The sequence below is a fragment of the Micromonospora sp. NPDC047521 genome, assembly GCF_055587305.1.
Map to the genome: position 1 here is coordinate 116,814 of NZ_JBVJGN010000005.1, position 23,889 is coordinate 140,702.

The following is a 23,889-nucleotide window of genomic DNA, read 5'->3' on the forward strand; positions in this document are numbered from 1 at the left end:
CCGGTCGTTCACCGATGGCAGGACGACGTGCCCGTACGGGGCGGGGCTGGGATGCCAGCCCACCCCGTACGGGCGACGCCGCCGATCCGCCGCGCCCCCGCCGGGGTCGCCGTGACCGCTCCGACGAGGGTGAGGCCGCCGCGCCTGCGGCGCCGCCGCGCGACGAGTCGGAGGTGGCCCGCGAGATCTGTCTGCGCCAGCTCGCCGTCCGACCGCGTACCCGCGCCGAGCTGGCCGGTGCGCTGGCCAAGAAGGGCATCTCCGAGCAGGTCTCGGCCGAGGTGCTCGACCGGTACGACGAGGTCGGCATCATCGACGACGCGGCGTTCGCCCGCGCCTGGGTGTCCAGCCGGCACTCCGGGCGTGGTCTGGCCCGCCGGGCGCTCGCCAACGAGTTGCGCCGCAAGGGCGTCGACGGCGAGGTGGCCACCGAGGCGCTCGGCGAGTTGGACGAGGAGACCGAGGCGGAGACCGCCCGTGCCCTGGTGGACCGCAAGCTGCGTACCGCCCGGGGTGAGCCCGACGCGGTCTTCCGTCGGCTGGTGGGCATGCTGGCCCGCAAGGGTTATCCGCCCGGCGTGGCGATCCGGGCGGTGAAGGACGCCCTCGCCGCGCAGAGCGCCGAGGCGGCCGAGTTCGCCGAGCAGATCGACGCCGACGCGCTGGCCGACGCCGAAGGCGACCTGGACCGCGACAACCGCCCGACCGAGTGAGTGGTCCGGGGCGTCCGCCGGAGGTGTGCACCGGATGTTGAAGGCCTGCCTGAACGGCCAGCGCAGCCGAGCTGCCCATCAGGCCGTGCCTGTCACCCCGGCGGAGTTGGCCGCCGACGCCGCCCGGTGCGCGGCGCTCGGCGTCGCGGCGGTGCACGTCCACCCGCGCGACGCGTCGGGCGTCGAGTCGCTGCGCCCGGCGGTGATCGCCGACGCGCTCACCGCGATCCGTACCGCCCGGCCGGGCCTGCCGGTCGGGGTGAGCACCGGCGCCTGGATGGAACCGGACGTGGCCGCCCGGGTGGCCGCCGTCCAGGCCTGGTCGGTGCTGCCCGACTTCGCCTCCGTCAACGCGCACGAGCCCGGCGCCGAGGCGGTCGCCGCGGCCCTGCACGACCGCGGCGTGCTCGTCGAGGTGGGGCTCTGGACGCTCGACGCGGTCGAGACGTACCAGGGGTGGCGGGTCCCGGTCGGTCGGATTCTCGTGGAGTGCATGGCGGAGGAGGTGTCCGTCGCGTTGGCGGACGCGGCGCGGATCCTCGCCGCCCTGCCGCAGGAGGGTCCACCGGTGCTGCTGCACGCCGAAGGTCCGGCCACCTGGGCGGTGCTCGCCGAGGCGGTCGACCGCGGCCTGCACACCCGGATCGGCCTGGAGGACACTCTCCTGCTACCCGACGGGGCACCGGCTCCGGATAACGCCGCGCTGGTCACCGCCGCGCTGGCGGCCGGGGCCCGCTGACCGGCCGGTGCCCCTGACGGCCGCGCTCCACGATCGCGACCGGGTCCGACGAGGAGCCTGGCGCGTGCGGAGGGGTCGTTGGCGTCACACGTCGGCTCCCTGCGAGACTCCACTGCGGCGCTGAACAGGCACGACATTCCTGCCGAAGCGCCGCCTCGCCGTGTTTGTCCCCCCGTGTCCGACCCGGTATCAGCGTGGAGTGACGCCACAACTTCGCTCCGTTCGGGGGGTTTGATCATGAGTCCTTGACCTGAGCACCCCCGGCGACCTAGCCTCGCCATACAGGCTCACATTGCCCGACCAGCGCAGGCTAAGCGCACAACATAGATCGCGTAACAGAACAGCATCACTTTGGCCGACTCCACGGCCTTTGGCGGCAGTCCGGACAGGCCGGTCCGGTACTCCGCGACAACTGCACCCGGTCGCCGACGATGCCCGAGGGCACCGCCGGCGGAGAGAGCTACCCACGGCCAGCCGCTCCGGTCGGGCGTCCACAGCCGCAGGAGTGTGCCCGCCGGGCACGGTCGCTGCGGTCGGCGAACGTTTCAGGGGAGGCGGCCATGGCGGGGCGGCGGCACAGGTTCACCGGTAGACCCCACGGGGTTCCGGCATGAACGCCTTCGACGTCGTGCTCCTCGCGGCAGTCCTCATCCTCGCGGCGGTGGTGATCGGGGCCGTGCTCGTCGGCGTCCGGACGCTGCGCCGGATGGGTTCGGCGCCGGCCCCCGAGGATCCGGCGTTCATCGCCGAGAAGGACCGGCAGGAGCAGTCCCTGGCCGCCCTGCGCAATGCGGCCGACCAGGCGAACAGCACCATCGACGTGGCGAAGTCCGCGGCGGCCGCGGCGCGTGCCGAGGCGGCGGCGGCGAAGGCCGAGGCGAAGGCGGCCCGGGCCGAGGCCCGGCGGGTGCTCGACGACGCCCGCGCCGAGGCGGACACGGTGCTGGAACGCGCGCACAAGCAGGCCGAGGCGGACGCCGAGCAGCTCCGCGCCACGGCCCGGCGCAGCGGCGAGCGGGAGGTCGCGGTGCTCGCCGCCACCACCCGGGAGCAGGCGGCCGAGGTGGAGCGGCGTGCCGCCCGGATGGACGAGCGGGAACGGCTGCACACCGAGGAGGTGGAGCGCTTCGCCGAACGGGAGCGGCAGCTCACCGAGGCGCGGGCCGCACTCGCCGCCTGGGAGTCCGCGCTCGCCCAACGCGAGGCCGAGCTGGCCGAGGTGGAGGAGTTGCGTCGCCGGGAGCTGGAACGGGTCGCCGGCCTCACCGCCGACGCGGCCCGGCTGGAACTGGTCGAGACGATCGAGACGCAGGCCAAGCGGGAGGCCGCGCTCCTGGTGCGCGACATCGAGGCCGACGCGCGGGGCACCGCCGAGCAGAGGGCCCGGCACATCGTGGTGGACGCGATCCAGCGGGTCGCCAGCGAGCAGACCGCCGAGAGTGTGGTCAGCGTCCTGCACCTGCCCGGAGACGAGATGAAGGGCCGGATCATCGGCCGGGAGGGGCGCAACATCCGCGCCTTCGAGTCGGTGACCGGGGTCAACCTGATCATCGACGACACCCCCGAGGCGGTGCTGCTCTCCTGCTTCGACCCGGTCCGTCGGGAGGTGGGTCGGCTCACCCTGGAGAAGCTGGTGCTGGACGGGCGGATCCACCCGCACCGCATCGAGGAGGTCTACGACCTGGCCCGCCAGGAGGTCGAGCAGCTCTGCCTGCGCGCCGCCGAGGACGCCCTGGTCGAGGTCGGCATCACCGAGATCCACCCGGAGCTGATCACCCTGCTGGGCCGGCTGCGCTACCGCACGTCGTACGGGCAGAACGTGCTCAAGCACCTCGTGGAGACCGCGCACATCGCCGGCATCATGGCCGCCGAACTGCGGTTGGACGTACCCCTCATCAAGCGGTCGGCGTTCCTGCACGACATCGGCAAGGCCCTCACCCACGAGGTGGAGGGCAGCCACGCCATCATCGGCGCCGACCTGGCCCGCAAGTACGGCGAGCACGAGGACGTGGTGCACGCCATCGAGGCGCACCACAACGAGGTGCCGCCGCAGACCATCGAGGCCGTGCTCACCCAGGCGTCCGACGCCTGCTCCGGCGGCCGGCCGGGCGCGCGTCGGGAGAGCCTGGAGGCGTACGTCAAGCGGCTGGAACGGATCGAGGAGATCGCGGCCGGCAAGCTCGGCGTGGACAAGGTCTTCGCCATGCAGGCCGGCCGGGAGATCCGGGTGATGGTCAAGCCCGACGACGTGGACGACATCGGGGCGGCCGTGCTGGCCCGCGACGTGGCCAAGCAGATCGAGGAGGAGCTGACCTACCCGGGTCAGATCCGGGTGACTGTGGTCCGCGAGTCCCGGGTAACCGAGATCGCCCGCTGACCCACGAACAGACGACGGGCGGGTGGCCTGGCCACCCGCCCGTCGCTCGTTCCGGTCAGATCATCCGCGCGGCGTCCTCGCCGGCGTCCTGGGCGGGCAGCACCTTCGCGGCGGTGCGCGGGGTGCGCCCCATCCGCTTCTGCAACCACCAGGCCAGCACCGACAGCGCACCGCAGATGGCGATGTAGATCGCCGCCACGATCAGGTACGTCGGCACGTACGGCAGCCCGAACGGCAACCGGCCGCCGATCTGCTTACCGACGAACAGCAGCTCGGGGTACGTGATGATGAAGCCCAGCGCGGTGTCCTTGAGCAGCACGACGAGCTGGCTGACGATCGCCGGGAGCATCGACCGCACCGCCTGCGGCAGCAGGATCAGCCGCAGCACCTGGTTCTTGCGCATACCTATCGCGTACGCGCCCTCGGTCTGCCCGTACGGCACCGCGTTGATGCCGGCCCGGAAGATCTCCGCGAGCACCGAGCCGTTGTAGAGCATCAGCCCGATGACAAGCGCCCAGAGCTTGTCGATCGACCAGCCGTACTGCAACGGCACGTAGTAGCCGAAGAAGATCAGGATCAGCAGGGGGATGGCCCGGAACAGCTCGACCACGAACGTCGCCGGGGTCCGCAGGATCCACTTGTCGCTCAGTCGGGCGCTGGCGAACACCGCGCCGAACAGCAGCGCCAGGACCGCGGCGATGCCGGCGGCCTTCAGTGTCGCCCACAGGCCGCCGAGCAGTTCGCGTTGCACCGAGGAGTACTGGAACTGCTCCCACTTGCGGGCCTCGAACTGCCCGGTGTCGGCGAACTTGTAGCCGATGTAGGCGAGCAGGGCGATGATGCCGGCCGTGGAGACGACGCCCAGGATCGCGTTGCGCCGCTTGGCGCGGGGACCGGGCAGGTCGTAGAGGATCGACGCCTGGCTCAACTCAGCCACCCTTCGTTCGCGGCCGTGCGGCTCGCCAGCTCGCTCATCGGGCCACTCTCCACTTGCGCTCCAGGAACCGCTGCAACGCCACCAGCGGCAGGATCAGGATCAGGAAGCCGATGGTGATCCAGAGCAGGACGGCGAACTGCGGCTCGCCCCGCTCGGCCATGTACGCGGGGATCGCGCCGGCCTCCAGCACCGAGAAACCGGCGGCGATAGTGGTGTTCTTCAGCATCGCGATGAACACGCTCATCATCGGCGGGACCATCGCCCGCAGCGCCTGCGGCAGCACGATGAGCGTGAGCACCTGGCCGAAGGTCATGCCCAGCGCGCGGGCCGCCTCCGCCTGCCCGGCGGCGACGGTGTTGACGCCGGAGCGGATCACCTCGCACACGAACGCCGAGGTGTAGACGGTGAGCGCGATGGCTGCGCTGGCGAAGTAGTCGATGTTGACGTCGAGCTTCGGCACCGCGAACACGAGGAACGCGAAGACCAACGTCAGGGGGGTGTTGCGCACCAGGTTGACGTACGTGGCGCCGAACGCCCGCAGCGCCGGAACGGGGGAGACCCGCATCGCGCCGAGCAGCGTGCCGAGGACGAGGCTGCCGACCGCGGCGATCAGGAAAAGTTTGACGGTGTTGGTGAACCCGTCAACGAACAGTTGCCCGTTGTCCGTCAGTACGCGGAAGAACTCGCCCATGCCTCGCTCTCAGTCCTCTGCACGGGCGCCGGACGGGGACGAACCCCGCCCGGCGCCGCAACTCGTGTCGAGCCGGTCGGTCAGTACCGCTCGAGGGTGGGCGGGGTGCCCGCCGAGCCGGACAGGCCGAGCGTGCCGTCGTAGATCTTCTGCCAGGTGCCGTTGCTGAACGACGCCTCGATCTGGTTGTTGACGTAGTCGCGCAGCGCCTTGTCGTCCTTCGGCAGGCCGATGCCGTACTTCTCGGTGCTGAACGGCTGGCCGACCACCTTGAGCTCGGTCGGGCTCTGCGCCGCGTAGCCCTTGAGGATCGCGTCGTCGGTGGTGACGGCGTCGACCTTCTTGTCGAGCAGCTGCGAGACGCACTCCGAGTAGGTCTTGAACTCGACGATGTTGTTCGGCTCGGTCAGGCCCTCGTCGCGGACCTTCTGGATCGGCGTCGAGCCGGTGGCGGAGCACACCTTCTTGCCCTTGAGGGTGTCCTTGCCGGTGATCGACGTCTCGTCCTTGCGGACCAGCAGGTCCTGGCCGGCGACGAAGTACGGGCCGGCGAAGGAGATGTCGTTCTTGCGCTTGTCGGTGATCGAGTAGGTGCCGACGTAGTAGTCGACCTCACCACCCTTGATCGCGGTCTCCCGGTTGGCGGACGCGATCTCCTTGTACTCGATCTTCGCCGGGTCGATGCCGAGCGTGCTGGCAACGTACTGGGCGATCTCGATGTCGAAGCCGCACCGCTTGCCCTGGGCGTCCTTGTAGCCGAGGTTCGGCTGGTCGAACTTGACCCCGACGGAGACCTTGCCGGCCGTCTTGATCTTCTCGAAGGTTGGGCTGCCGGCGATGGCCGCGTCCGTCTTCGGGGTGAAGGTCGCGCCGGAGCTCTTGCAGGTGTCGGACTGGGCGGCACCGGAGGCGCTGCCGCCCGCGCTCGGGGTCGGCTCACCCTCCTTGCCACAGGCCGCGGCCGACAGGGCGAGGGACGCCATCATGGCGACCGCCGCCACGCGCTTCATACGCATACTCTTCTCCTTCTTCGACGAGCCCGCCGGTGGTCGGCGCGCTCCACTACGGACGCCTAGTGCGTGAGGATTTTGGAGAGGAAGTCCTTCGCCCGGTCGCTGCGCGGGTTCTCGAAGAACTCCGCCGGGGAGGCGTCCTCGACGAGCTTGCCGTCGGCCATGAAGATGACCCGGTTGGCGGCGTGCCGGGCGAAGCCCATCTCGTGCGTGACCACGACCATCGTCATGCCGTCGCGGGCCAGCGCGGTCATCACGTCGAGCACCTCGCCGACCATCTCCGGGTCCAGGGCGCTCGTGGGCTCGTCGAAGAGCATGGCCTTGGGCTGCATGGCGAGCGCGCGGGCGATGGCCGCCCGCTGCTGCTGGCCGCCGGAGAGCTGGGCGGGGAACTTGTCCGCCTGGTTGGCGATGCCGACCCGGTCGAGCAGGGCCAGGCCTCGCTCGCGGGCGGCGGCCGGCTTCTCCCTGCGGACCTTCACCGGCCCGAGGGTGACGTTTTCCAGGATCGTCTTGTGCGCGAAGAGGTTGAAGGACTGGAAGACCATGCCCACCTCGCTGCGCAGCTTCGCGAGCGGCTTGCCCTCGGCCGGCAGTGGCTGCCCGTCGAAGGTGATGGTGCCGGAGTTGATCGGTTCCAGTCGGTTGATGGCGCGGCACAGCGTCGACTTGCCGGAGCCGGACGGGCCGATCACCACGACCACCTCGCCCCGACCCACCGACAGTGAGACGTCGTCCAGCACGTGCAGCGGCCCGAACCACTTGTTGACCGCGTCCAGCACGATGAGCGGTTCGCCCGTCGTCACGTCGTTCACCGTCCCTGTCGTCTCCCGGAGCGGGGTCGGTTGACCCCCGGTGCGGCCACTGTAGGCGGCGTGATGTGGCAGAACGCAACCCAGCGGGTCACGGAGCGGTAACACCGGTCACGATCGTTGTCGGTCGTCCGATTCCGCACACCCTGCGACGCGCAACGGTGGCGGGACACCCCTGTTGCCGAGATCATGGGGGGATGACCGAACCGGTACGGCTGACCGCGTACGCCCGTGGTGGCGGGTGCGCCTGCAAGATCCCACCGGGCGAGTTGGAGATCATGGTGGCGGGTCTCGGCCCGGCGACCGGGACGGCCGAGCTGCTGGTCGGGTTGGACCACGGCGACGACGCGGCGGTGGTGCGCCTGGACGAGCGGACCGGCATCGTCAGCACCGCCGACTTCTTCACCCCGGTGGTCGACGACGCGTACGACTGGGGCCGGATCGCCGCGGCCAACGCGCTCTCCGACGTGTACGCGATGGGCGGCACCCCGCTGGTGGCGCTCAACCTGCTCTGCTGGCCGCGTGACGTCCTGCCGCTGGAGCTGGCCCGCGAGGTGCTGCGCGGCGGTCAGGACGTGGCCCGGGAGGCCGGTTGCCACCTGGCCGGCGGGCACAGCGTGGACGACGAGGGTCCCAAGTACGGGCTGGCGGTGACCGGCATCGTCCGCCCGGAGGAACTGATCACTCTCGACGCCGGCCGGGCCGGGCTGCCGCTGTCGTTGACGAAGCCGCTCGGCGTGGGCGTGCTGAACACCAGGCACAAGAACACCGGTGAGAGCTTCCCGGAGGCGGTCGCCACGATGAGCGCGCTCAACTCCGACGCCGCCCGCGCGGCGGTCGCCGCCGGCATCAGGTGCGGCACCGACGTGACCGGCTTCGGGCTGCTCGGGCACGCGTCGAAGCTGGCCCGGGCCAGCCAGCTCACGGTGGCCATCGACACCGCACGGGTGCCCTATTTGGCGGGCGCGCGGGAGGCGCTGCGCGACGGGTACGTCAGCGGCGGCAGCCGGCGCAACCTGGACTGGGTGACCCCGTGGACCGACTTCGGCGCGGCGGACGAGGCCGAGCGGTTGCTGCTGGCCGACGCCCAGACCTCGGGTGGTCTGCTGGTCGCCGGTGAGGTGCCTGGCGCCCCCGTGGTGGGCGAGCTGCTGCCCCGCGGCGAGCACCTCGTCGTCCTGCGCTGACGTCGCGGCGACTGGCGTCGGACACGCGGTGGCGGTGGTGGGGATCGCACACCGTACCCGATAAACTGTCACCTTCCAGCTACTCCGAGCAATGCGGCTCAGGGAAATTTTGCCCGGAATGGTCACAGACCGGTAACTTGCCCCCGGCTGGGGTCAAATGCCCCCCACCATCGTCAGTAAGGCCCGATCCGGAGGCCGGTGGGACGAACGCAGCGAGGAGGCGGAATGACCGAGCTGTGGAACTGGAGAATCGACCGGGCACGACCCGTGGAGGTCTACCCGGCACTGGCCGAGGCGCTCGGTCGGGTGGTGATGCCGCTGGCGGCGGCGGATCCGGCCCGGCTGCCGGCGTACGCGGTCGTCTGTGACGTCTGGCAGGCGCCTGGCGAGTTCTCGACGGTGGTGGACTGCTACGGGGTGCCCGAGCGGCTCCCCGAGCACGCCAGCATCGCCGCGCTGGCCCGGCTGCTGGGCCGCAACTGTCTACTGCGCGACGACACGCTGGACGCCACGCGGCACCTGCTCGTCGTCCCGGACGGGACGGTCCGCCCGGTGCACTTCGACGTACGGGACACCGACGACGGCGAGGTGCTCAGCCGGCAACGGCTCTGCACCCTCGGCGACCCCGGCTGCCGGGGCTGGTCGCAGTGTCACCGTTCGCGGTGGGCACCGGACACCGTCGCGCCGGCGCTCGCGGCGGCCTGACGCCGGTCGGCCCCGGCTGGCGTCACGCGCCGACGGTCAACCGTGGGCGGCAGGTGCCTGCCGGTCCGCGGTGCCCGCCCCGGAGCCCCGCACCACGAGCTGGTCGAGCAGGGTGCGGGTGGCCTCCGCCACGGCGGCCACGGCTGCGTCGAAGGCGGCGGCGTTGTGCGCGGCGGGCGCCCGGAAGCCAGAGATCTTCCGGACGTACTGCAACGCCGCCGCCTCGATGTCGGTGTCCGTCACCTGCGGGGTGAACGGCTCACGCAGCGTCTTGATGCTCCGGCACATGGGCGTTTCTCCTCGTCTCGTGCGCTACTTGACCAACGATGACATCGTTGGGGCTGTTGCCTATTCTGGTGGCGCGTCAGGGCCCTCGGGCCGTCCATCACACCTCCCGTGGGGTTCCCACGGGACCCGGAGACTCACTGTGGACCAGAAGCCCGCACCGCCCGCCGGTCGGAGTCCCGACCCGATCGCGTCGATCCTGAGGACTCGGCTCGACCAGGTCGCGACCGAGCACCCCGAGACGGTCGACGTGCTCCTGCGCCGCGTCCTCCCCCCGATCACCGGTCCGGCGGAGACGGTCGTACCCGTCACCGCCTTCAATTCGGCCATCTGACCCTATGACGGCTTGGCGATCCGTGCCGGCCCCGCCGGGCGCCCCGATCAGCCAGTACGTCCTGAAGGTGCACAGCCGCTGCGACCTGAGTTGCGACCACTGCTACGTCTACGAGCACGCCGACCAGACCTGGCGGGGTCGCCCGCGCGAGATGGCGGCGCGGACGCTTGACGCCGCCGCGGCCCGGATCGCCGAGCACGCAAGCGCACACGACCTGCCTGTCGTGCACGTCGTGTTGCACGGCGGCGAGCCGTTGCTGCTCGGTCCGGCACGGATGCGGCGGATCCTCAGCGGGTTGCGGACGGCGATCGAGCCGACAGCAGTGCTCGACCTGCGGATGCAGACCAACGGGGTCCGGCTCGACCCCACCTTCTGCGACATCTTCGTCGAGTACGACGTCAAGGTGGGGATCTCCCTGGACGGTGACCGTGTCGCCAACGACAGGCACCGCCGCTTCGCCAACGGCGCCAGCAGTCATGATCCGGTCCGGCGGGCGCTGGCCCTGCTCCGGAGCCCCGGGTACCGCGACAGCTACGCCGGGATCCTCTGCACCGTGGACGTGGCGAACGACCCTGATGCGGTCTACGACGCCCTGCTCGCCGAGGAGCCACCCCGTATCGACCTGCTGCTGCCGCACCACACCTGGGATCACCCGCCGGTCCGACCGGGCGGTGCCCCCACCCCGTACGCCGACTGGTTGGGCCGGATCCACAGGCGGTGGGTGGACGACGGACGGCAGGTGTCGATCCGCCTGTTCGACGCGTTGGATCCGCGCGGGACGTCCGCCGGCACGGAGGCCGTCGGCCTCGGGCCGGCGGACCTGGTGGTGGTCGAGACCGACGGCACCTGGGAACAGGCGGACTCGCTGAAGGTGGCGTACGACGGCGCTGCCGGGACCGGCCTGAACGTCTTCGACCACACGGTGGACGAGGCGGCGCGGCATCCCGGTGTGGCGATCCGGCAGAGCGGGCTGGCGGGGCTGTCGGCGATCTGCCGGTCCTGCCCGGTGGTCGCCCGCTGCGGCGGCGGCCTGTACGCGCACCGCTACCGGTCCGGCGCCGGCTTCGACAATCCGTCCGTCTACTGCACCGACCTCCGCACGCTGATCTCGATCATCGACCGGCACGCGACCGGGACCGCCCCGGTCGCGGTGCCCCGACAGCCGGGGGGTATCCCCGCCGAGCGGCAGCCGATGCCGTCCCATGCTGTCGTGTCGACCGACGCGGAGCGGACGCTTGACGACATCGCGGGCGGTCACGGGGCCCTGGAGTCGATCACGTTCCTGGTGGACTCCCAACTGGCCATCGTCCGCGCGCTGCTGGCAGCCAACCGGGAGACGGCGGCACCCGACTCCGGATGGGACCTCCTCGTCGAGGAGGACGCGACAGTGCCGGACACGGTCCGGGCCGTGCTCCGGCATCCGTTCGTCCGCCCCCGGCTGATCCGGCGGCTCCAGGCGGCCGTCCGAGCGGTGCCGCGTACACCCGAACCGGATCCGGTGGCCGCGCTGGCGGCGGCGGTCGCCATCCGGGCGGGAGTCGCCGCCGAGCTGCGGGTTCCCGTCGTGGGCGGCCAGGTGTTCCTGCCCACGCTCGGCGTCTTCCAGCTGCCGGGCGCAGGCGTCGACGCCGCTCTGCTGACCGTTCGCCCCGGCGGCTTCCGGCTGGTCGCCGCAGGCGATCCGCACGACGTCAGGCTCGACGAGCCGAGCACCTGGCCGGCCGGCTGGTGGCCCACCCGACCCGGCCCGCTCGCCGACCACGACCTGAGGATCGAGGACCTCGATCCGGCGCGGGACTGCTACGGGGATCGGGTACGGGAACGCCTGGCCGAGGGGCCCGCGGCCGAGCTGGGCCGTACGGTGGCCACGGCCTGGCAGCTCGCCGAGCGGGACGTCCCCCGGCACGCCGAGGCGATGCGCGTGGGCATGCGAGCGGTCGTCCCACTGGACACCCCGCCCACGGGTGCGTTGCGCAGTGCCACCGCCCGCGCCGCGTTCGGCGCCGTGGCGGTGGGGCCGATCGCCGACCCGGAGAGCCTCGCCGTGCTGCTCGTGCACGAGTGGCAGCACTCCAAGCTCGGTGCGGCGCTCGACCTGTACGACCTTGTCGAACCGGGGTCGCCGGCCCGACTGCGGGTGGCGTGGCGTCCCGATCCGCGCCCGCTGGAGGGGGTGCTCCAGGGCGCGTACGCCCACCTGGCGGTTGCCGAGGTCTGGCACGCCCGCGCGGTCGCCGACCGACCTACCGATCCGCTGGCCGCCACCCACGCCCACCGCTACCGCACCTGGACGGGCCAGGCGCTCGACGCGCTGGCGGCCAGCGGGTCGTTGACCGGTACCGGGGACCGCTTCGTCGAGGGAATGCGACGCGCGCTGGCGGAGCTGGTGTGACCGATCCGGCGGCGCTCCCGTTCGACGTCGGCACTCTCGCCGCCCACCTGCAGGCATCGGGCGTCGCCCCCGGGCAGGACCTGCTGGTGCACTCCTCACTGCGCCGGGTCGGCCCCCTGGCGAAGGGGGCGGAGACGCTTGTCGAGGCGCTCAGCGCGGTGCTCGGTCCGGACGGCACGGTTGTCGTACCGACGCACAACGCGGGCAACTCGACGACCTCGCGTACCTGGCACGAGGCGACCCGGGGGATGAGCACCCACGAGCGGCTCCGGTACGAGGCGGGCATGCCGGGCTGGGACCGCGAGCGCACCGCCGCGCAGGGTGTCGGCGCGTTCGCCGAGTACGTACGGCTCCTGCCGGGCGCCGTCCGAAGTGACCATCCGCAGACCTCGTTCGCGGCCGTCGGACGCCGCGCGGCGTTCCTGACCGCCGACCATGCCCTGGAGTCCCACCTGGGGCCGCGGTCCCCGATTGGTCGGATGTACGACACCGGCGGGCACGTTCTGCTCCTCGGCGTCGGCTACGACGCGTGCAGCGCCCTGCACCTGGCCGAGTACCGCCTGTCGAACGTCCCGGTCCAGGCCTACCGCTGTTACCGTCAGGCCGGCGAACGGCGGCTCCGCTGCGACTTCGTCGCACCGGAGTTGGACGACAGCGACTTCGACGCCCTCGGCGCGAGCCTGGACGTCGAGCCGTTCGTAGGTCGCGGCGTGGTGGGGCTGGCGGCAACCCGGCTGTTGCCGATACCTCCCACAGTGGACTTCGCCGTAAAGTGGTTCGCGGGCAACCGGATCAGTCCGCGACATTGACGTACGCCTTACGCTGAGATCTCGGTCGCTTTCCGGACGGCGGAGGAACGACGGTGAGCGAAGCGGTAGCGATCGCGGATACGCGAACCCCGCTGTTCTTCGTGAGCTATTCGCGGCCGACGGTCCGGCGGGCCGGTAACAATCCCCAGGAGTACGTCTCCCGGTTCTTCGACGACCTCTCCACGCACGTCAGCGAGCTGGTCGGACTGCCGACCGGTGTCGACCCCGGCTTCATGGACAGCACGCTCTCCGGTGGTGAGCGATGGACCCCGGAACTGCTGCACGCGGCCGGCACCTGCCAGGTTTTCATCCCTCTGGTGTCCAGTTCCTTCATCAGCAGCCCGTGGTGCGCGATGGAGTGGCACGCCTTCGCGCGTCGCCGGATCGAACCACGCGGTCCGGGTGCCTCCGCGCACGAGACGGCAATCGTTCCCGTCAACTGGTCGCCGACCGCCGAAGCGTCACTGCCGCCGAGCATCCGTGCCATCCAACGGTTTTCGCCGACCGCGATACCTGACGACAACACCGTCGCGCGCCAGTACGAGCAGGAGGGGGTCTACGGATTGCTGACCATGCAATTGGAGCAGGCGTACCGCGCGGTCGTGTGGCGTCTCGCCCAGCGGGTGGTGGCGATCCATCGGACCTACCGCGTCCACCCGTTGGTGCCCAAGGGAGTCGACGAGTTGCACACGCTCTTCGGCGAGGAGGCAGCCGTATGATGCCGCGCACCGCCGCCGGGACGGCGCCGACGCGTGAGACCTACTTCTTCCTGAGCTACGCGCATTCCGCGCCTGTGCAGAGCGCCCGCACCGACACCGACGTCTGGGTCGGACGCTTCTTCGCGGATCTGTCGGGTGAGGTGAGTCGGCTCGCGTCACCACGGCCGGGCGTGGAGATCGGCTTCATCGACCAGTACATTCCGCCCGGCGCCGACATGAAGGCGGCCCTGGCGGATGCCCTCGGCGCGGCCCAGGTGTTCGTGCCTCTCTACTCGCCCGGCTACTTCAACAGGCCGTGGGCACTCGGCGAACAGGAGTCCTTCCTCGCCCGGCTGGACGCAGCGGCGGACGCCGAGGCGGTGCCACCCTTTCTGCTGTCGCAACATGTGGTGCCGGTCCTCTGGATCCCGGTCCCCAGTTGGGAGGATCATCCCGAACTGGACGCGGCACTGGACCTGGGACGGGACGTCCCCGCGTATGCCGAGAACGGCATGCGTGCGCTCTGCATGCTCGGGGCCTATCGGAGGCAGTACCAGCTCCTGCTCGGGCGGTTGGCGCGGCGGATCGTGGAGCCCACCGATCGGTTCTGGCTGCGGCCGTCCCGGGCACCCGCCCTGGACGAGGTCTCGTGGCAGGCCTCGGCCGACCCGGCGTTCGTGGTGGCGGTGCTGGCGCCCACCAGGAACCAGCTGCCGGAGGGACGGCAGGCGTCGTCGTACGCCGACCGCAGCCTGCTGTGGCGACCATTCGGGGCACGGCAGGAACTCCCGTTGGCCGAGTACGTGGCGAGTACCGCCGAGCGACTCGGGCTGCCGGTGCGCACCACCGACTTCGCCGACGCCGAGGATCTGCTGGAGATCCGTCCGGGTGTGGTCCTGATCGACCCGTGGATCACCGAGCGGCCCGAGGGCCTGGCGGCCCTGCGGGCGGCGGCACGGGCGCTTCCGCCATGGGCGGTCCCGCTCCTGGTGACCGACGCCGACGATCCGCGCGACGCGCACCGCGGCGCCGACCTGGCACGGCTGGCGCTGGGCGTCCTACAGGACTCCGGTGCGACGCGGGCCCGGTGGGTCGGCCGGATGGACGAGCTCGCCGGTCTGATGCCGACCCTGGTGACCGAGGCCCGACGGCTGTACCTGAAGCACGGCGCGGTGTTCCCGGCATCGGTGCCCAACACCCGGCCACCAAGCCTGCGCACACCGGTCTCGCCACCGATCGAAGCCCCGGAGATGCCCGATGAGCACTGAACGCGACGGTCAGATAGTCACCTTCTACTCGTTCAAGGGCGGAACGGGCCGGACGATGGCGCTGGCCAACGTCGCGTGGATCCTGGCCGCCAACGGCAAGCGGGTGCTGGTCACCGACTGGGACCTGGAGTCGCCCGGCCTGCACCGCTTCTTCCACCCGTTCCTGGATGTGGCGGCGATCGGCGGCACCGGCGGGGTCATCGACCTCATCCACGACTACGAGTCCGAGACGATGCGCGACGCGGAACGGCCGCAGGGCTGGGTCGAGCAGTACGCCCGGGTCAACAGGTACGCGTTCTCGCTGGGGTGGCAGTTCCCGGGCGGCGGCGGGTTGGACTTCCTCTCCGCCGGCCGGCAGAACAGCGACTACGCCGTCTCGGTCAGCGGTCTGGACTGGGACACCTTCTATCACCGCCTGGGCGGCGAACGGTTCCTCGAGGCACTGCGCGCGGACATGAAGCGCGAGTACGACTACACCCTGATCGACAGCCGGACCGGGCTCAGCGACGTCGCCGACATCTGCACCCTGCACCTGCCGGACGTCCTGGTCGACTGTTTCACCCTCAGCGATCAGGGCATCGAGGGTGCCGCGCAGGTCGCCCGAGCCGTCGCCGACCACTATCCGCGCCGCGACATCCGGATCCTGCCGGTGCCGATGCGTGTCGACCAGGCGGAGAAGGAGAAGGCCGACGCCGGACGGGCGCTCGCGATGCGCCGGTTCGCCGGGCTCCCCACAGGCATGGCGGAGGTGGACCGTCGGCGCTACTGGGCGGCGGTCGAGGTGCCGTACCGGCCGTTCTACGCGTACGAGGAGACGCTCGCGACCTTCGGCGACGCCCCCGGTTCGCCCACCTCGCTGCTGGCGGCGTTCGAGACCCTGACAGCCGAGCTGACCGACGGCGCTGTACGCGGGATGCCGCCGATGGACGAGTCGGTGCGCGAACGGGAGAAGGCGCGCTTCCGGCGCCGCTACGAACTCCCCGACGACGACCTCATGCTCCGCTACGCCCCGGAGGACGCCGTCTGGGCGGAGTGGATCGAGCGGGTGCTCAGCTCCGCAGGTGTGCGGGTGGTCGACGGGACGCAGCCGGTCGAGCCCGGCGCCCAGCCACCTGCCCGTACGCTGACCATCCTCTCCTCCGCGTACGTGGCCCTTCCTCCCACCGCGCTGCCCCCGCGTGATCCGGCCGCCGGCACCACACCCCTCGCGGTCTACGTGAGCGACCTGCGGCCGCTCGCCGAGTTCGCGGTGGCCTCCTCCACCCACCTGGTCGACGTCAGCGCGGCGACCGCGGCGGAGCGCCTGCTCCGGCTGGTGGATCGCCCGCCCCCGTTGCGCACCGACGGCCCCGGTGACGCCGGTCTGCGCTTCCCGGCCGTCGAACCGGCCGTGTTCGAAGCCCCGAACCGCAACGCGCGGTTCACCGGCCGGGAAGGTGAGCTGGCCATCCTGCGCCGGCACCTGACCGGTGGCCGGGCCGCAGCCGTGCCTGTCGCTCTCCAGGGCATGGGTGGCGTCGGCAAGACCGAACTCGCCCTGGAGTACGTGCACCGCTTCAAGTCCGCGTACGACGCGGTCTGGTGGATCACCGTCGGCGCGACGGACTCGGTCGACGCCGACGTTCAGAGGTCGCTGGCGGCCTTCGCCACCCGGCTGGGCCTCGGCGGCCACCCGGACCGGGCGGACGACGTGCACGCGGTCCTGGAGGCGCTCGGGCGGGGTGAACCCCGGCGATGGCTGCTGGTGTTCGACAACGCCGAGGAGGTCGACCCGGTCGAACGCTTCCTGCCGCGCGGAGGCGGACACGTCCTGCTCACCTCCCGCAACCCGGCCTGGGGGGACCGGGCCACCCCGATCCAGGTCGACGTCTTCGCCCGCGCGGAGAGCGTCGCCCACCTGCGGCGCCGGGTGCCCTCCCTCACGGACGAGGAGGCCGACCGGATCGCCGACGCCCTCGGGGACCTGGCGGTCGCGGTGGCCGCCGCCGGCGCGTACCTGGCGGACGCCGGCACCTCCGTCGACGCGTACCTGGAGCAGATCGAACGGCACGGCCCCAGCGCCCTGTCCGTGGAGGCCACCTGGGATCTCTCCCTGGCGCGGCTGCGTACCCATTCCCCGGCGGCGTACCGACTGTTGCAGCTCTGCTCCGTGCTGGCCTCGGAGATCGACCTGGATCTGCTGCACAGCGACGAGATGGCGCAGGCGTTGGCGCCGTTCGACCCGTCGGTGTCCGAGCGCCTCGTGCGGGGGGCCCTGGTCCAACGGATCAACAGGTCGGCCCTGCTCACCATGAACATGCCGAAGCGTCGGGTGCTGGTGCACCGGCTGCTCCAGGCGGTGGTCCGGGAGGGGATGACCCCGGACGAGGTCGCCGACACCCGGCACGAGGTGCACCTGGTGCTGGCCGCTTCCCGGCCACGCGGCGACGCCGACGATCCGCAGACCTGGGACCGGTTCCGAACGCTCTGGCCCCACATCGAGGCGTCCGGGGCGGTGCGCTGCCACGACGAGTCGGCTCGGGAGCTGATGATCGACCGGGTGCGGTATCTCTGGCGCCAGGGTGAACTCGACCTGGCGAACACGTTCGCCGAGGAGGTCGACGCGGTGTGGTCGGCGCGCCTGAACCGCCTCTACGGCACCGACGAGCTGGCCAAGCTGCGCCGGCAGGTGCTGCACCTGCGCTTCAACCGGGCGAACGTGCTGCGGGCGCTCGCCCGCTACGACGACGCCCTCGCCCTGGACGAGCAGGTCCTCGACGAGCAGCGGGCGCTGCTGGGCGACCGGCACCCGCACACCCTGATGACCGCCGGCAGCCTGGGCGCCGACCTGCGCGCTCTCGGCCGGTACGCCAAGGCGATCGAACGGGACCGGGAAACCTACGACGCGTGGCGCGAGGAGTTCAGTGAGGAACATCCGCGCACACTCACCGCGGCCAACAACCTCGCGCACTCCTACCGCCTGGTGGGCGACTTCCGATCGGCCCGGGTGCGGGACGAGGCGGTGCTCCAGCTCCGCCGGGCGGTCCAGGGGGCGGAAAATCCGTACACCCTGCACTCGGCCGCGCAGTTGGCGCGGGACCTGCGTGAGGCCGGCGAGTACGACAAGTCGGTCGTGCTGCTGCGCACCGTGCATCACCAACTGGCCAGCCTCAAGGAGATCGGCAGCGAGGCGGGGGACACCCTGAACGCCCAGGTCAGCCTCGCCGTGTCGCTGCGCAGCGCGGGTCATCCGGCGGAGGCCGCCGGGCTGCTCGACGCGGCGTACCCGGTCCTCGAGGAGAAGTTCGGACGAGCCAATCCGGAAACCCTGATCTGCCGTGCCGCCCTGGTGGCGAATCTGCTGGCGCTCGGCGAGACCGATCGCGCGGTGACCGAGGCCGAGCAGGTGGCGAGGATCTACGAGCAGTGGCTGGGCGTCCTGCACCCGCACACCCTGGGTGCCCTCAGCAACCTCGCCGCGGCGCAGCGGGCAGTGGGCCGGGTGACCCAGGCCCGCGAGACCGCCGATCGGGCCGCCGCCGCGCTGCGTGAGGTGCTCGGCCCGGACCACCCGCACACCCTCGCCGCTGAGGAGAACCTCGGCATCTGCCTCGCCGAGGAGGGCGACCGGGACGCCGCACTCGAACGCCTCCGCGCGACAGCCGACCGGTGGGTGGCCACCTCCGGTCCGCGCCACCCGGACGCCCTGCGCTGCCTGGCGAACCTGGCGCTCGTCCTGCGCGAGAGCGACGGGGATCGGCTCTCCGCGACCATCACCACACCCGTGGTGGAGCTGGGCGAGGTGGTCGCGGCGGACCATCCGAGCGTACGGGCGCTGCGGGAGGGGAGGTTCGTCGCCCGGATCATCGACCCCCACCCGTTCTGACACCCGGGCCCGCTCGCGCCCTGTCCCGGGTCACTGCCACTCTCCGTGCCCTGTCGGGCGGGCCGCTACCCTGGTAGCCCGAGGGGAAGGGGCGCCAACAGGGTGGCTAGGACCTACAACGTCGTCACGTACGGCTGCCAGATGAACGTGCACGACTCCGAGCGCATCTCCGGCCTGCTGGAGCAGGCGGGGTACGTGCGCGCGCCCGCCGGCGACGACACCCCGGACGTGGTCATCTTCAACACCTGCGCGGTGCGGGAGAACGCCGACAACCGGCTCTACGGCAACCTCGGTCGGCTGCGCCCGGTGAAGGACAAGCACCGGGACATGCAGATCGCCGTCGGCGGCTGCCTCGCCCAGAAGGACCGTGGCGAGATCGTCCGCAAGGCGCCCTGGGTGGATGTGGTGTTCGGTACGCACAACATCGGTTCGTTGCCGGTGCTGCTGGAGCGGGCCCGGCACAACTCCGCCGCCGAGGTGGAGATCCTCGAGTCGCTTGACGTGTTCCCGTCCACGCTGCCGACCCGCCGCGAGTCGACGTACGCCGGCTGGGTGTCGATCTCGGTGGGCTGCAACAACACCTGCACGTTCTGCATCGTGCCGTCGCTGCGCGGCAAGGAGCGGGACCGCCGCCCCGGCGACATCCTCTCCGAGGTGCGCGCCCTGGTCGACGAGGGTGTGCTAGAGGTGACGCTGCTCGGGCAGAACGTCAACTCCTACGGCGTGGAGTTCGGCGACCGGTACGCGTTCGGCAAGCTGCTGCGCGCCTGCGGCGACATCGACGGCCTGGAGCGGGTCCGGTTCACCAGCCCGCACCCGAAGGACTTCACCGACGACGTGATCGCCGCGATGGCCGAGACGCCCAACGTCTGCCACTCGCTGCACATGCCGTTGCAGTCCGGCTCCGACGACGTGCTCCGGGCGATGCGCCGGTCCTACCGCTCGGAGCGCTACCTGGGGATCATCGAGAAGGTCCGGGCGGCGATGCCGGACGCGGCGATCACCACGGACATCATCGTCGGCTTCCCCGGCGAGACGGAGGCCGACTTCCAGCGCACCCTGGACGTGGTCCGCGAGGCCCGGTTCTCCTCGGCCTTCACCTTCCAGTACTCGAAGCGCCCCGGCACGCCCGCCGCGACGATGGACGGCCAGTTGCCCAAGCCTGTCGTGCAGGAACGCTACGAGCGGCTGATCGCCACCGTCGAGGAGATCACCTGGGCGGAGAACAGGCGCCTGGTGGGGGAGACCGTCGAGGTGCTTGTCGCGGTCGGCGAGGGTCGCAAGGACGAGCGGACCGGGCGGATGTCCGGCCGGGCGCGCGACGGTCGGCTTGTGCACTTCGACGCCGGCAGCTTCGCGGGGTCGATCCGGCCCGGTGACATCGTGCACACGGCCATCACGTACGCCGCGCCGCACCACCTCAACGCCGACGGGGAACCCCTGTCGCACCGCCGGACCCGGGCCGGCGACGCCGCCGAGGCGGGCCGCTCCCCGCGTACCCCTGGGGTGTTGCTCGGTCTGCCGACGATCGGCGCACCGCCGGTCGTGCCCGCGCCCGCCGCAGGCTGCGCCACCCACTGAACGCCGCAGGGCCCCTTGTCGTCGCGCGACGACAAGGGGCCGCCTGTTCAGACCGTGATCCGGCCGGCGCCGGCGCCGGCTGTCACGACGGACTTGACGGTGCTCGCGGTCTCCAGCTGGTAGGAGTACGGGATGCTGGCGACGCTGCCGCCGGTCTGCCCGGCGGGTGAGTTGACGAAGTGGTTGTTCCTGGCCACGAGGCTGCCGGGCCCGGAGTCACCCTCGCCGAGGTGGTACGTGTCGTCGACGTTCTCGAAGTAGTTGCCCTCGACGAGGACGCCCGCGTTCTCGGTGGACGCGACGCCGTAGCCGCCGTTGGCCCGGTAGTAGTTGTTGTACACGTGCACCGGGTTGCCGAAGCGCACCCGGGGGTTGCGCTGGTTGCTGCCGTCGAACCAGTTGTGGTGGTAGCTCACCCGCAGGTGACCGACGTCCTGGCTGGCGTTGTCGTCGCTGTGGCCGAGCAGCATGGCCTTGTCGTGGTTGAAGACCCGGTTCCAGGACACGGTGACGAAGTCCGATCCGTGTTTGATGTCGACGGCGCCGTCGTACCCGTTGCTGAAGCTGTTGTGGTCGATCCAGATGTTGGTGGCCGACTCCTGCACGTTTATCGCGTCGTCGTTCCAGTCCCGGAAGGTCAGGTTCCGGATGATGACGTTGCGGTCACCGCTGATGTTGAGCCCGCAGCCGGCGATCGTCGCGCCGGAGTTGCCGAGGATGGTCTTGTTGGACCGGACCCGAAGCATGCCCGAGCAGGAGATGGTCCCGGACACCCGGATCACCGCGGCGCCTGTGGCGTTCAGCGCACTGGTCAGCGCCGAGGCGTTGGTGACTGTGGTCGTGGCCGCGGTGCCGCCGCCGGTGGTGCCGCCGTTCTGGGTGGCCCAGCCGACCAGGCCGGTCTGCGGCGGGTTGGTCGGCGGAGGCGTCGTGGGCGGGGGTGTGGTCGGCGGGGGTGTGCTGGGAGGCGGGGTTGTCGGCCCGGTGCCGCCGGTGCAGGCGACGTTGTTGAGGGTGAAGCTGGTCGGAGCCGGGTTGCCTGAGTTGTTCCAGCTCGCGTTGAAGCCGAACGAGGTGCTGGCGTTGGTCGCCAGGTTGGCGTTGTAGTCGACGTTCGTCGCGGAGACCTGGCCGCCGCTCTGCGTGACCGTCGCGCCCCACGCCTGGCTGACCTGCTGGCCGGCCCCGTACGACCAGCGCAGCGTCCATCCGGAGACGGGGTCGCCGAGGTTGGTGACGGTGGCGTTGCCGGTGAATCCGCCCGGCCACTGACTGGCGACCGAGTACGCGACCTGGCACCCGGCCGCCGCCTGGGCGGTGACGGCGGTCAGCAGGCTGGCGGTGACGAGGGTGGCGGTGGCTGCGGCCGTGCTGGCGATCAGCGTCATCCGACGCCGTGCTGTGCGCATGCTGCTTCCTTTCGATGAGACGGTGGACCGTCGCGGCGCCCATGCCCGTGGGCGGCGAGGTCGACCGGAACCTGTGGCCCCGGGTCCTCCGGTGCAGGTTCGGGAAGGAAAGCGGCTCCCGCGCTCGCGCCCGCCCAACGAACGGGCAAGCGCTTTCCCGATGGAAGCATAGAAGCCGGTAGATGTAAATGGCGGGACGGCCGACGCGGGGGAGCGCCGGCCGTCCCGACAACTCAGCAGCTGGCGCCGTTGAGCTTCACAGTCGCCGGGGCGCTGGCGGTGCCGTTGGCGGTGAAGCCCACGGTGACCGACCCGCCCGCCGGCAGGGACGGGGCGTGACTCGGACCCGCCGCGGTGACAGTCGGGCCGGACTGCGTGACTGTGGCGTTCCAGCCACTGCCCAACGTCACCCCGGACGGCCAGCTCCAGGTGACCGACCACGGGTTCACCGCCGCCGAGCCCGTGTTCTTCACTGTCAACTCACCCTGGAAACCGCCCTGCCAGGCGTTGACCTGCCGGTAGGTGGCGGTGCAGGCGCCCGTTGGCGGATCCGTGGGCCCGCCCGTCGGGCCACCTGTCGGCCCGCCCGTGCCGCCGGACGGCGCGATCAGGTACGGCTGGAGGATCGCCTGCTTGGCGGTGTTGATGTTGGTCCAGTCGTCGAGCGCGATGCCGCCTGTGTCACCCGAGTTCGGGTTCCACGACCAGTAGGTGAAGGACATCCCGGTCACCCCGGTGCCCGTGTACGCCATCAGCTTCTCCAGCCACACCTTGTCCTTCGGGTCGGCCAGGGTGCTGCCGAACTCACCCATCATGATCGGCGCGACGTTCTGCTTGTAGAGGTAACCCCAGTACTTGTCCCAGATCGCCGGCATGTTCGCCGGGTAGTCCGGGGCGTCGAACCAGGTCTGCCGGTACACCGACGTGGCGTACTCGTGCGGCGAGTAGACCAACCGGTTCGCCACGTTCAGCCGTACCGGGAACTGGCCGGCCTTTGACAGGTTGCCACCCCACCAGCCGCAGTCCTCGTCGTTGCTCGGGTCGTTGTCCCACACGTTGGAGAGGCCACCACTCGGGCAGCTCACCCCCTCCACGAAGATCAACCAGTTGGGCTGGACGCCGAGGATGGCGTTGCCGGCCCGCTCGGCGGCCAGCCGCCAGTCCCGCGCCGTGTCACCGCAGCCCCAGCACGCGCCGGTGGCCGCCGGGTTGGTGCCCTCGGCGTGCGGCTCGTTGTGCAGGTCCGCGCCGATCACCGTGGGGTTGCCCGCGTACCGCTGCGCGAGCATCTTCCAGTCGTTGATCCAGGTCGCCTCGGAGACCGTCGACGTGTACCACAGCGGCGACTGCCCGGCCGACGTCGGCCGGTGCCGGTCGAGGATGATCCGCATCCCCTTGCTGCCGGCGTAGTCGATCACCTTGTCCAGGATCTGCAACGGCGACAACCCGACCAGGTCCGGGTTGACGAAGTCGTTGATCCCGGTGGCAGTCGCGCCCGGCTTCAGCGCGTCGTTCGAGTACGGCACCCGCAACGTGTTGTAACCAAGGCTGGCCATCTTGTCGAGCTGCCCCCGCCACGGGTTGCTCGACCACAACCCGTGGAAGGTCTTGTTGTCGGTCTCCATGCCGAACCAGTTGATACCCGTCAACCGGACCGTGGCGCCGGTGCTGTCCACGATCTGATTGCCGTTCGTGTGCAGATAGCCGGTACCGGTGCCAGCGGCGACGGCCGGGCTGGTGCTGACGGTGGCGGCGATGAACACGCCGGCCGCGACTGTGGCAAGCGCGGTCAACGCGCCGCCGAGAGCGGTGGGACGGAACATTCGAGCTCCACTTCGGAGGTCCGACGCCGTCGATGAACGACGCCGGCGGGCGGCCGTCCGCACGTCACGCCCCCCAAGGGGTACGCGGACAGTGCGCGACGGCCCATGTCACGCGGACGTGGACACTCGCGAATGCTCACCGGCGACCCTCCGACGGCGGTGTACCGCAGTCGTCGCCCTCGTGCCGGTGGCCCAACCTGGCTCCGTCGCTCATTCTGATCAGCGCACCTCAATGCGTCAACCAGCCAACC

At 71.1% G+C, this 23,889-nt stretch carries 19 protein-coding genes; 12 read left to right on the forward strand and 7 right to left on the reverse strand.

The window, feature by feature from the left end; all coding sequences use genetic code 11:
* Positions 1-14 precede the first annotated feature (14 nt).
* The 3 genes from ACZ6N8_RS13670 (at position 15) to rny (ending at position 3,829) form a co-directional block, all read left to right on the forward strand.
* Entirely contained in the window at positions 15-713 is a 699-nt protein-coding gene (locus ACZ6N8_RS13670) for a regulatory protein RecX (protein ID WP_387112979.1), read from the forward strand.
* 34 nt (positions 714-747) lie between these two features.
* A complete protein-coding gene (locus ACZ6N8_RS13675) occupies positions 748-1,452 on the forward strand; it encodes a 3-keto-5-aminohexanoate cleavage protein (RefSeq protein WP_466009984.1) in 705 nt (234 codons plus the stop codon).
* Between the two features lie 610 nt (positions 1,453-2,062).
* Entirely contained in the window at positions 2,063-3,829 is a 1,767-nt protein-coding gene (rny, locus tag ACZ6N8_RS13680) for a ribonuclease Y (RefSeq protein WP_466009985.1), read from the forward strand.
* A gap of 55 nt (positions 3,830-3,884) precedes the next feature.
* On the opposite strand, the gene ACZ6N8_RS13685 is transcribed toward rny, so the two are convergent.
* The 4 genes from ACZ6N8_RS13685 to ACZ6N8_RS13700 form a co-directional block, all read right to left on the reverse strand.
* The gene (locus ACZ6N8_RS13685; protein WP_466009987.1) at positions 3,885-4,757 is read right to left on the reverse strand and encodes an amino acid ABC transporter permease; all 873 of its coding nucleotides are present in this window, start codon (positions 4,755-4,757) and stop codon (positions 3,885-3,887) included.
* A gap of 43 nt (positions 4,758-4,800) precedes the next feature.
* Entirely contained in the window at positions 4,801-5,457 is a 657-nt protein-coding gene (locus ACZ6N8_RS13690) for an amino acid ABC transporter permease (RefSeq protein ID WP_354823526.1), read from the reverse strand.
* Positions 5,458-5,537: 80 nt separating this feature from the next.
* Positions 5,538-6,473 carry a glutamate ABC transporter substrate-binding protein gene (locus ACZ6N8_RS13695; RefSeq protein ID WP_466009989.1) on the reverse strand — a complete coding sequence of 312 codons (936 nt, stop codon included), beginning with the start codon at positions 6,471-6,473 and terminating at the stop codon, positions 5,538-5,540.
* A 56-nt stretch (positions 6,474-6,529) separates the two neighbouring features.
* Complete coding sequence (locus tag ACZ6N8_RS13700) at positions 6,530-7,285, reverse strand: amino acid ABC transporter ATP-binding protein (RefSeq protein WP_364366493.1); 756 nt, start codon at positions 7,283-7,285, stop codon at positions 6,530-6,532.
* A gap of 194 nt (positions 7,286-7,479) precedes the next feature.
* On the opposite strand from ACZ6N8_RS13700, the gene selD reads away from it, so the two are divergent.
* Together selD and ACZ6N8_RS13710 are read left to right on the forward strand one after the other, a co-directional pair.
* The gene (selD, locus tag ACZ6N8_RS13705) at positions 7,480-8,469 is read left to right on the forward strand and encodes a selenide, water dikinase SelD (protein WP_466009991.1); all 990 of its coding nucleotides are present in this window, start codon (positions 7,480-7,482) and stop codon (positions 8,467-8,469) included.
* Between the two features lie 225 nt (positions 8,470-8,694).
* A complete protein-coding gene (locus tag ACZ6N8_RS13710; protein ID WP_357985108.1) occupies positions 8,695-9,174 on the forward strand; it encodes a hypothetical protein in 480 nt (159 codons plus the stop codon).
* A gap of 36 nt (positions 9,175-9,210) precedes the next feature.
* Here ACZ6N8_RS13710 and ACZ6N8_RS13715 read toward each other — a convergent pair whose 3' ends face one another.
* Positions 9,211-9,462, reverse strand: a complete 252-nt coding sequence (locus ACZ6N8_RS13715; RefSeq protein ID WP_466009993.1) for a DUF2277 family protein — start codon at positions 9,460-9,462, stop codon at positions 9,211-9,213.
* 139 nt (positions 9,463-9,601) lie between these two features.
* On the opposite strand from ACZ6N8_RS13715, the gene ACZ6N8_RS13720 reads away from it, so the two are divergent.
* The 7 genes from ACZ6N8_RS13720 (at position 9,602) to miaB (ending at position 20,406) form a co-directional block, all read left to right on the forward strand.
* Positions 9,602-9,793: a hypothetical protein gene (locus ACZ6N8_RS13720; protein ID WP_139583073.1), complete on the forward strand. Its 192-nt coding sequence runs from the start codon at positions 9,602-9,604 to the stop codon at positions 9,791-9,793.
* A 4-nt stretch (positions 9,794-9,797) separates the two neighbouring features.
* Positions 9,798-12,185 carry an FxsB family cyclophane-forming radical SAM/SPASM peptide maturase gene (locus ACZ6N8_RS13725; RefSeq protein WP_466009995.1) on the forward strand — a complete coding sequence of 796 codons (2,388 nt, stop codon included), beginning with the start codon at positions 9,798-9,800 and terminating at the stop codon, positions 12,183-12,185.
* Positions 12,182-12,994 (forward strand): AAC(3) family N-acetyltransferase, encoded by an 813-nt coding sequence (locus ACZ6N8_RS13730; protein WP_466009997.1) that lies wholly within the window; start codon positions 12,182-12,184, stop codon positions 12,992-12,994. Before ACZ6N8_RS13725 ends, ACZ6N8_RS13730 begins: the two co-directional genes overlap by 4 nt.
* 53 nt (positions 12,995-13,047) lie before the next feature.
* Positions 13,048-13,713, forward strand: a complete 666-nt coding sequence (locus ACZ6N8_RS13735; protein ID WP_139583079.1) for a TIR-like protein FxsC — start codon at positions 13,048-13,050, stop codon at positions 13,711-13,713.
* Positions 13,710-14,960, forward strand: coding sequence for a TIR-like protein FxsC (locus tag ACZ6N8_RS13740; protein WP_466009999.1), 1,251 nt, complete (start codon positions 13,710-13,712; stop codon positions 14,958-14,960). The genes ACZ6N8_RS13735 and ACZ6N8_RS13740 overlap by 4 nt, the downstream gene beginning before the upstream one ends.
* Positions 14,950-18,825, forward strand: coding sequence for an FxSxx-COOH system tetratricopeptide repeat protein (gene fxsT, locus ACZ6N8_RS13745; RefSeq protein WP_466010001.1), 3,876 nt, complete (start codon positions 14,950-14,952; stop codon positions 18,823-18,825). Before ACZ6N8_RS13740 ends, fxsT begins: the two co-directional genes overlap by 11 nt.
* 102 nt (positions 18,826-18,927) lie before the next feature.
* Positions 18,928-20,406 carry a tRNA (N6-isopentenyl adenosine(37)-C2)-methylthiotransferase MiaB gene (gene miaB / locus ACZ6N8_RS13750; protein ID WP_466010003.1) on the forward strand — a complete coding sequence of 493 codons (1,479 nt, stop codon included), beginning with the start codon at positions 18,928-18,930 and terminating at the stop codon, positions 20,404-20,406.
* A 47-nt stretch (positions 20,407-20,453) separates the two neighbouring features.
* Here miaB and ACZ6N8_RS13755 read toward each other — a convergent pair whose 3' ends face one another.
* Complete coding sequence (locus tag ACZ6N8_RS13755; RefSeq protein ID WP_466010005.1) at positions 20,454-21,815, reverse strand: pectate lyase family protein; 1,362 nt, start codon at positions 21,813-21,815, stop codon at positions 20,454-20,456.
* Between the two features lie 233 nt (positions 21,816-22,048).
* The gene (locus ACZ6N8_RS13760) at positions 22,049-23,638 is read right to left on the reverse strand and encodes a cellulase family glycosylhydrolase (RefSeq protein ID WP_466010007.1); all 1,590 of its coding nucleotides are present in this window, start codon (positions 23,636-23,638) and stop codon (positions 22,049-22,051) included.
* Positions 23,639-23,889: the final 251 nt, after the last annotated feature.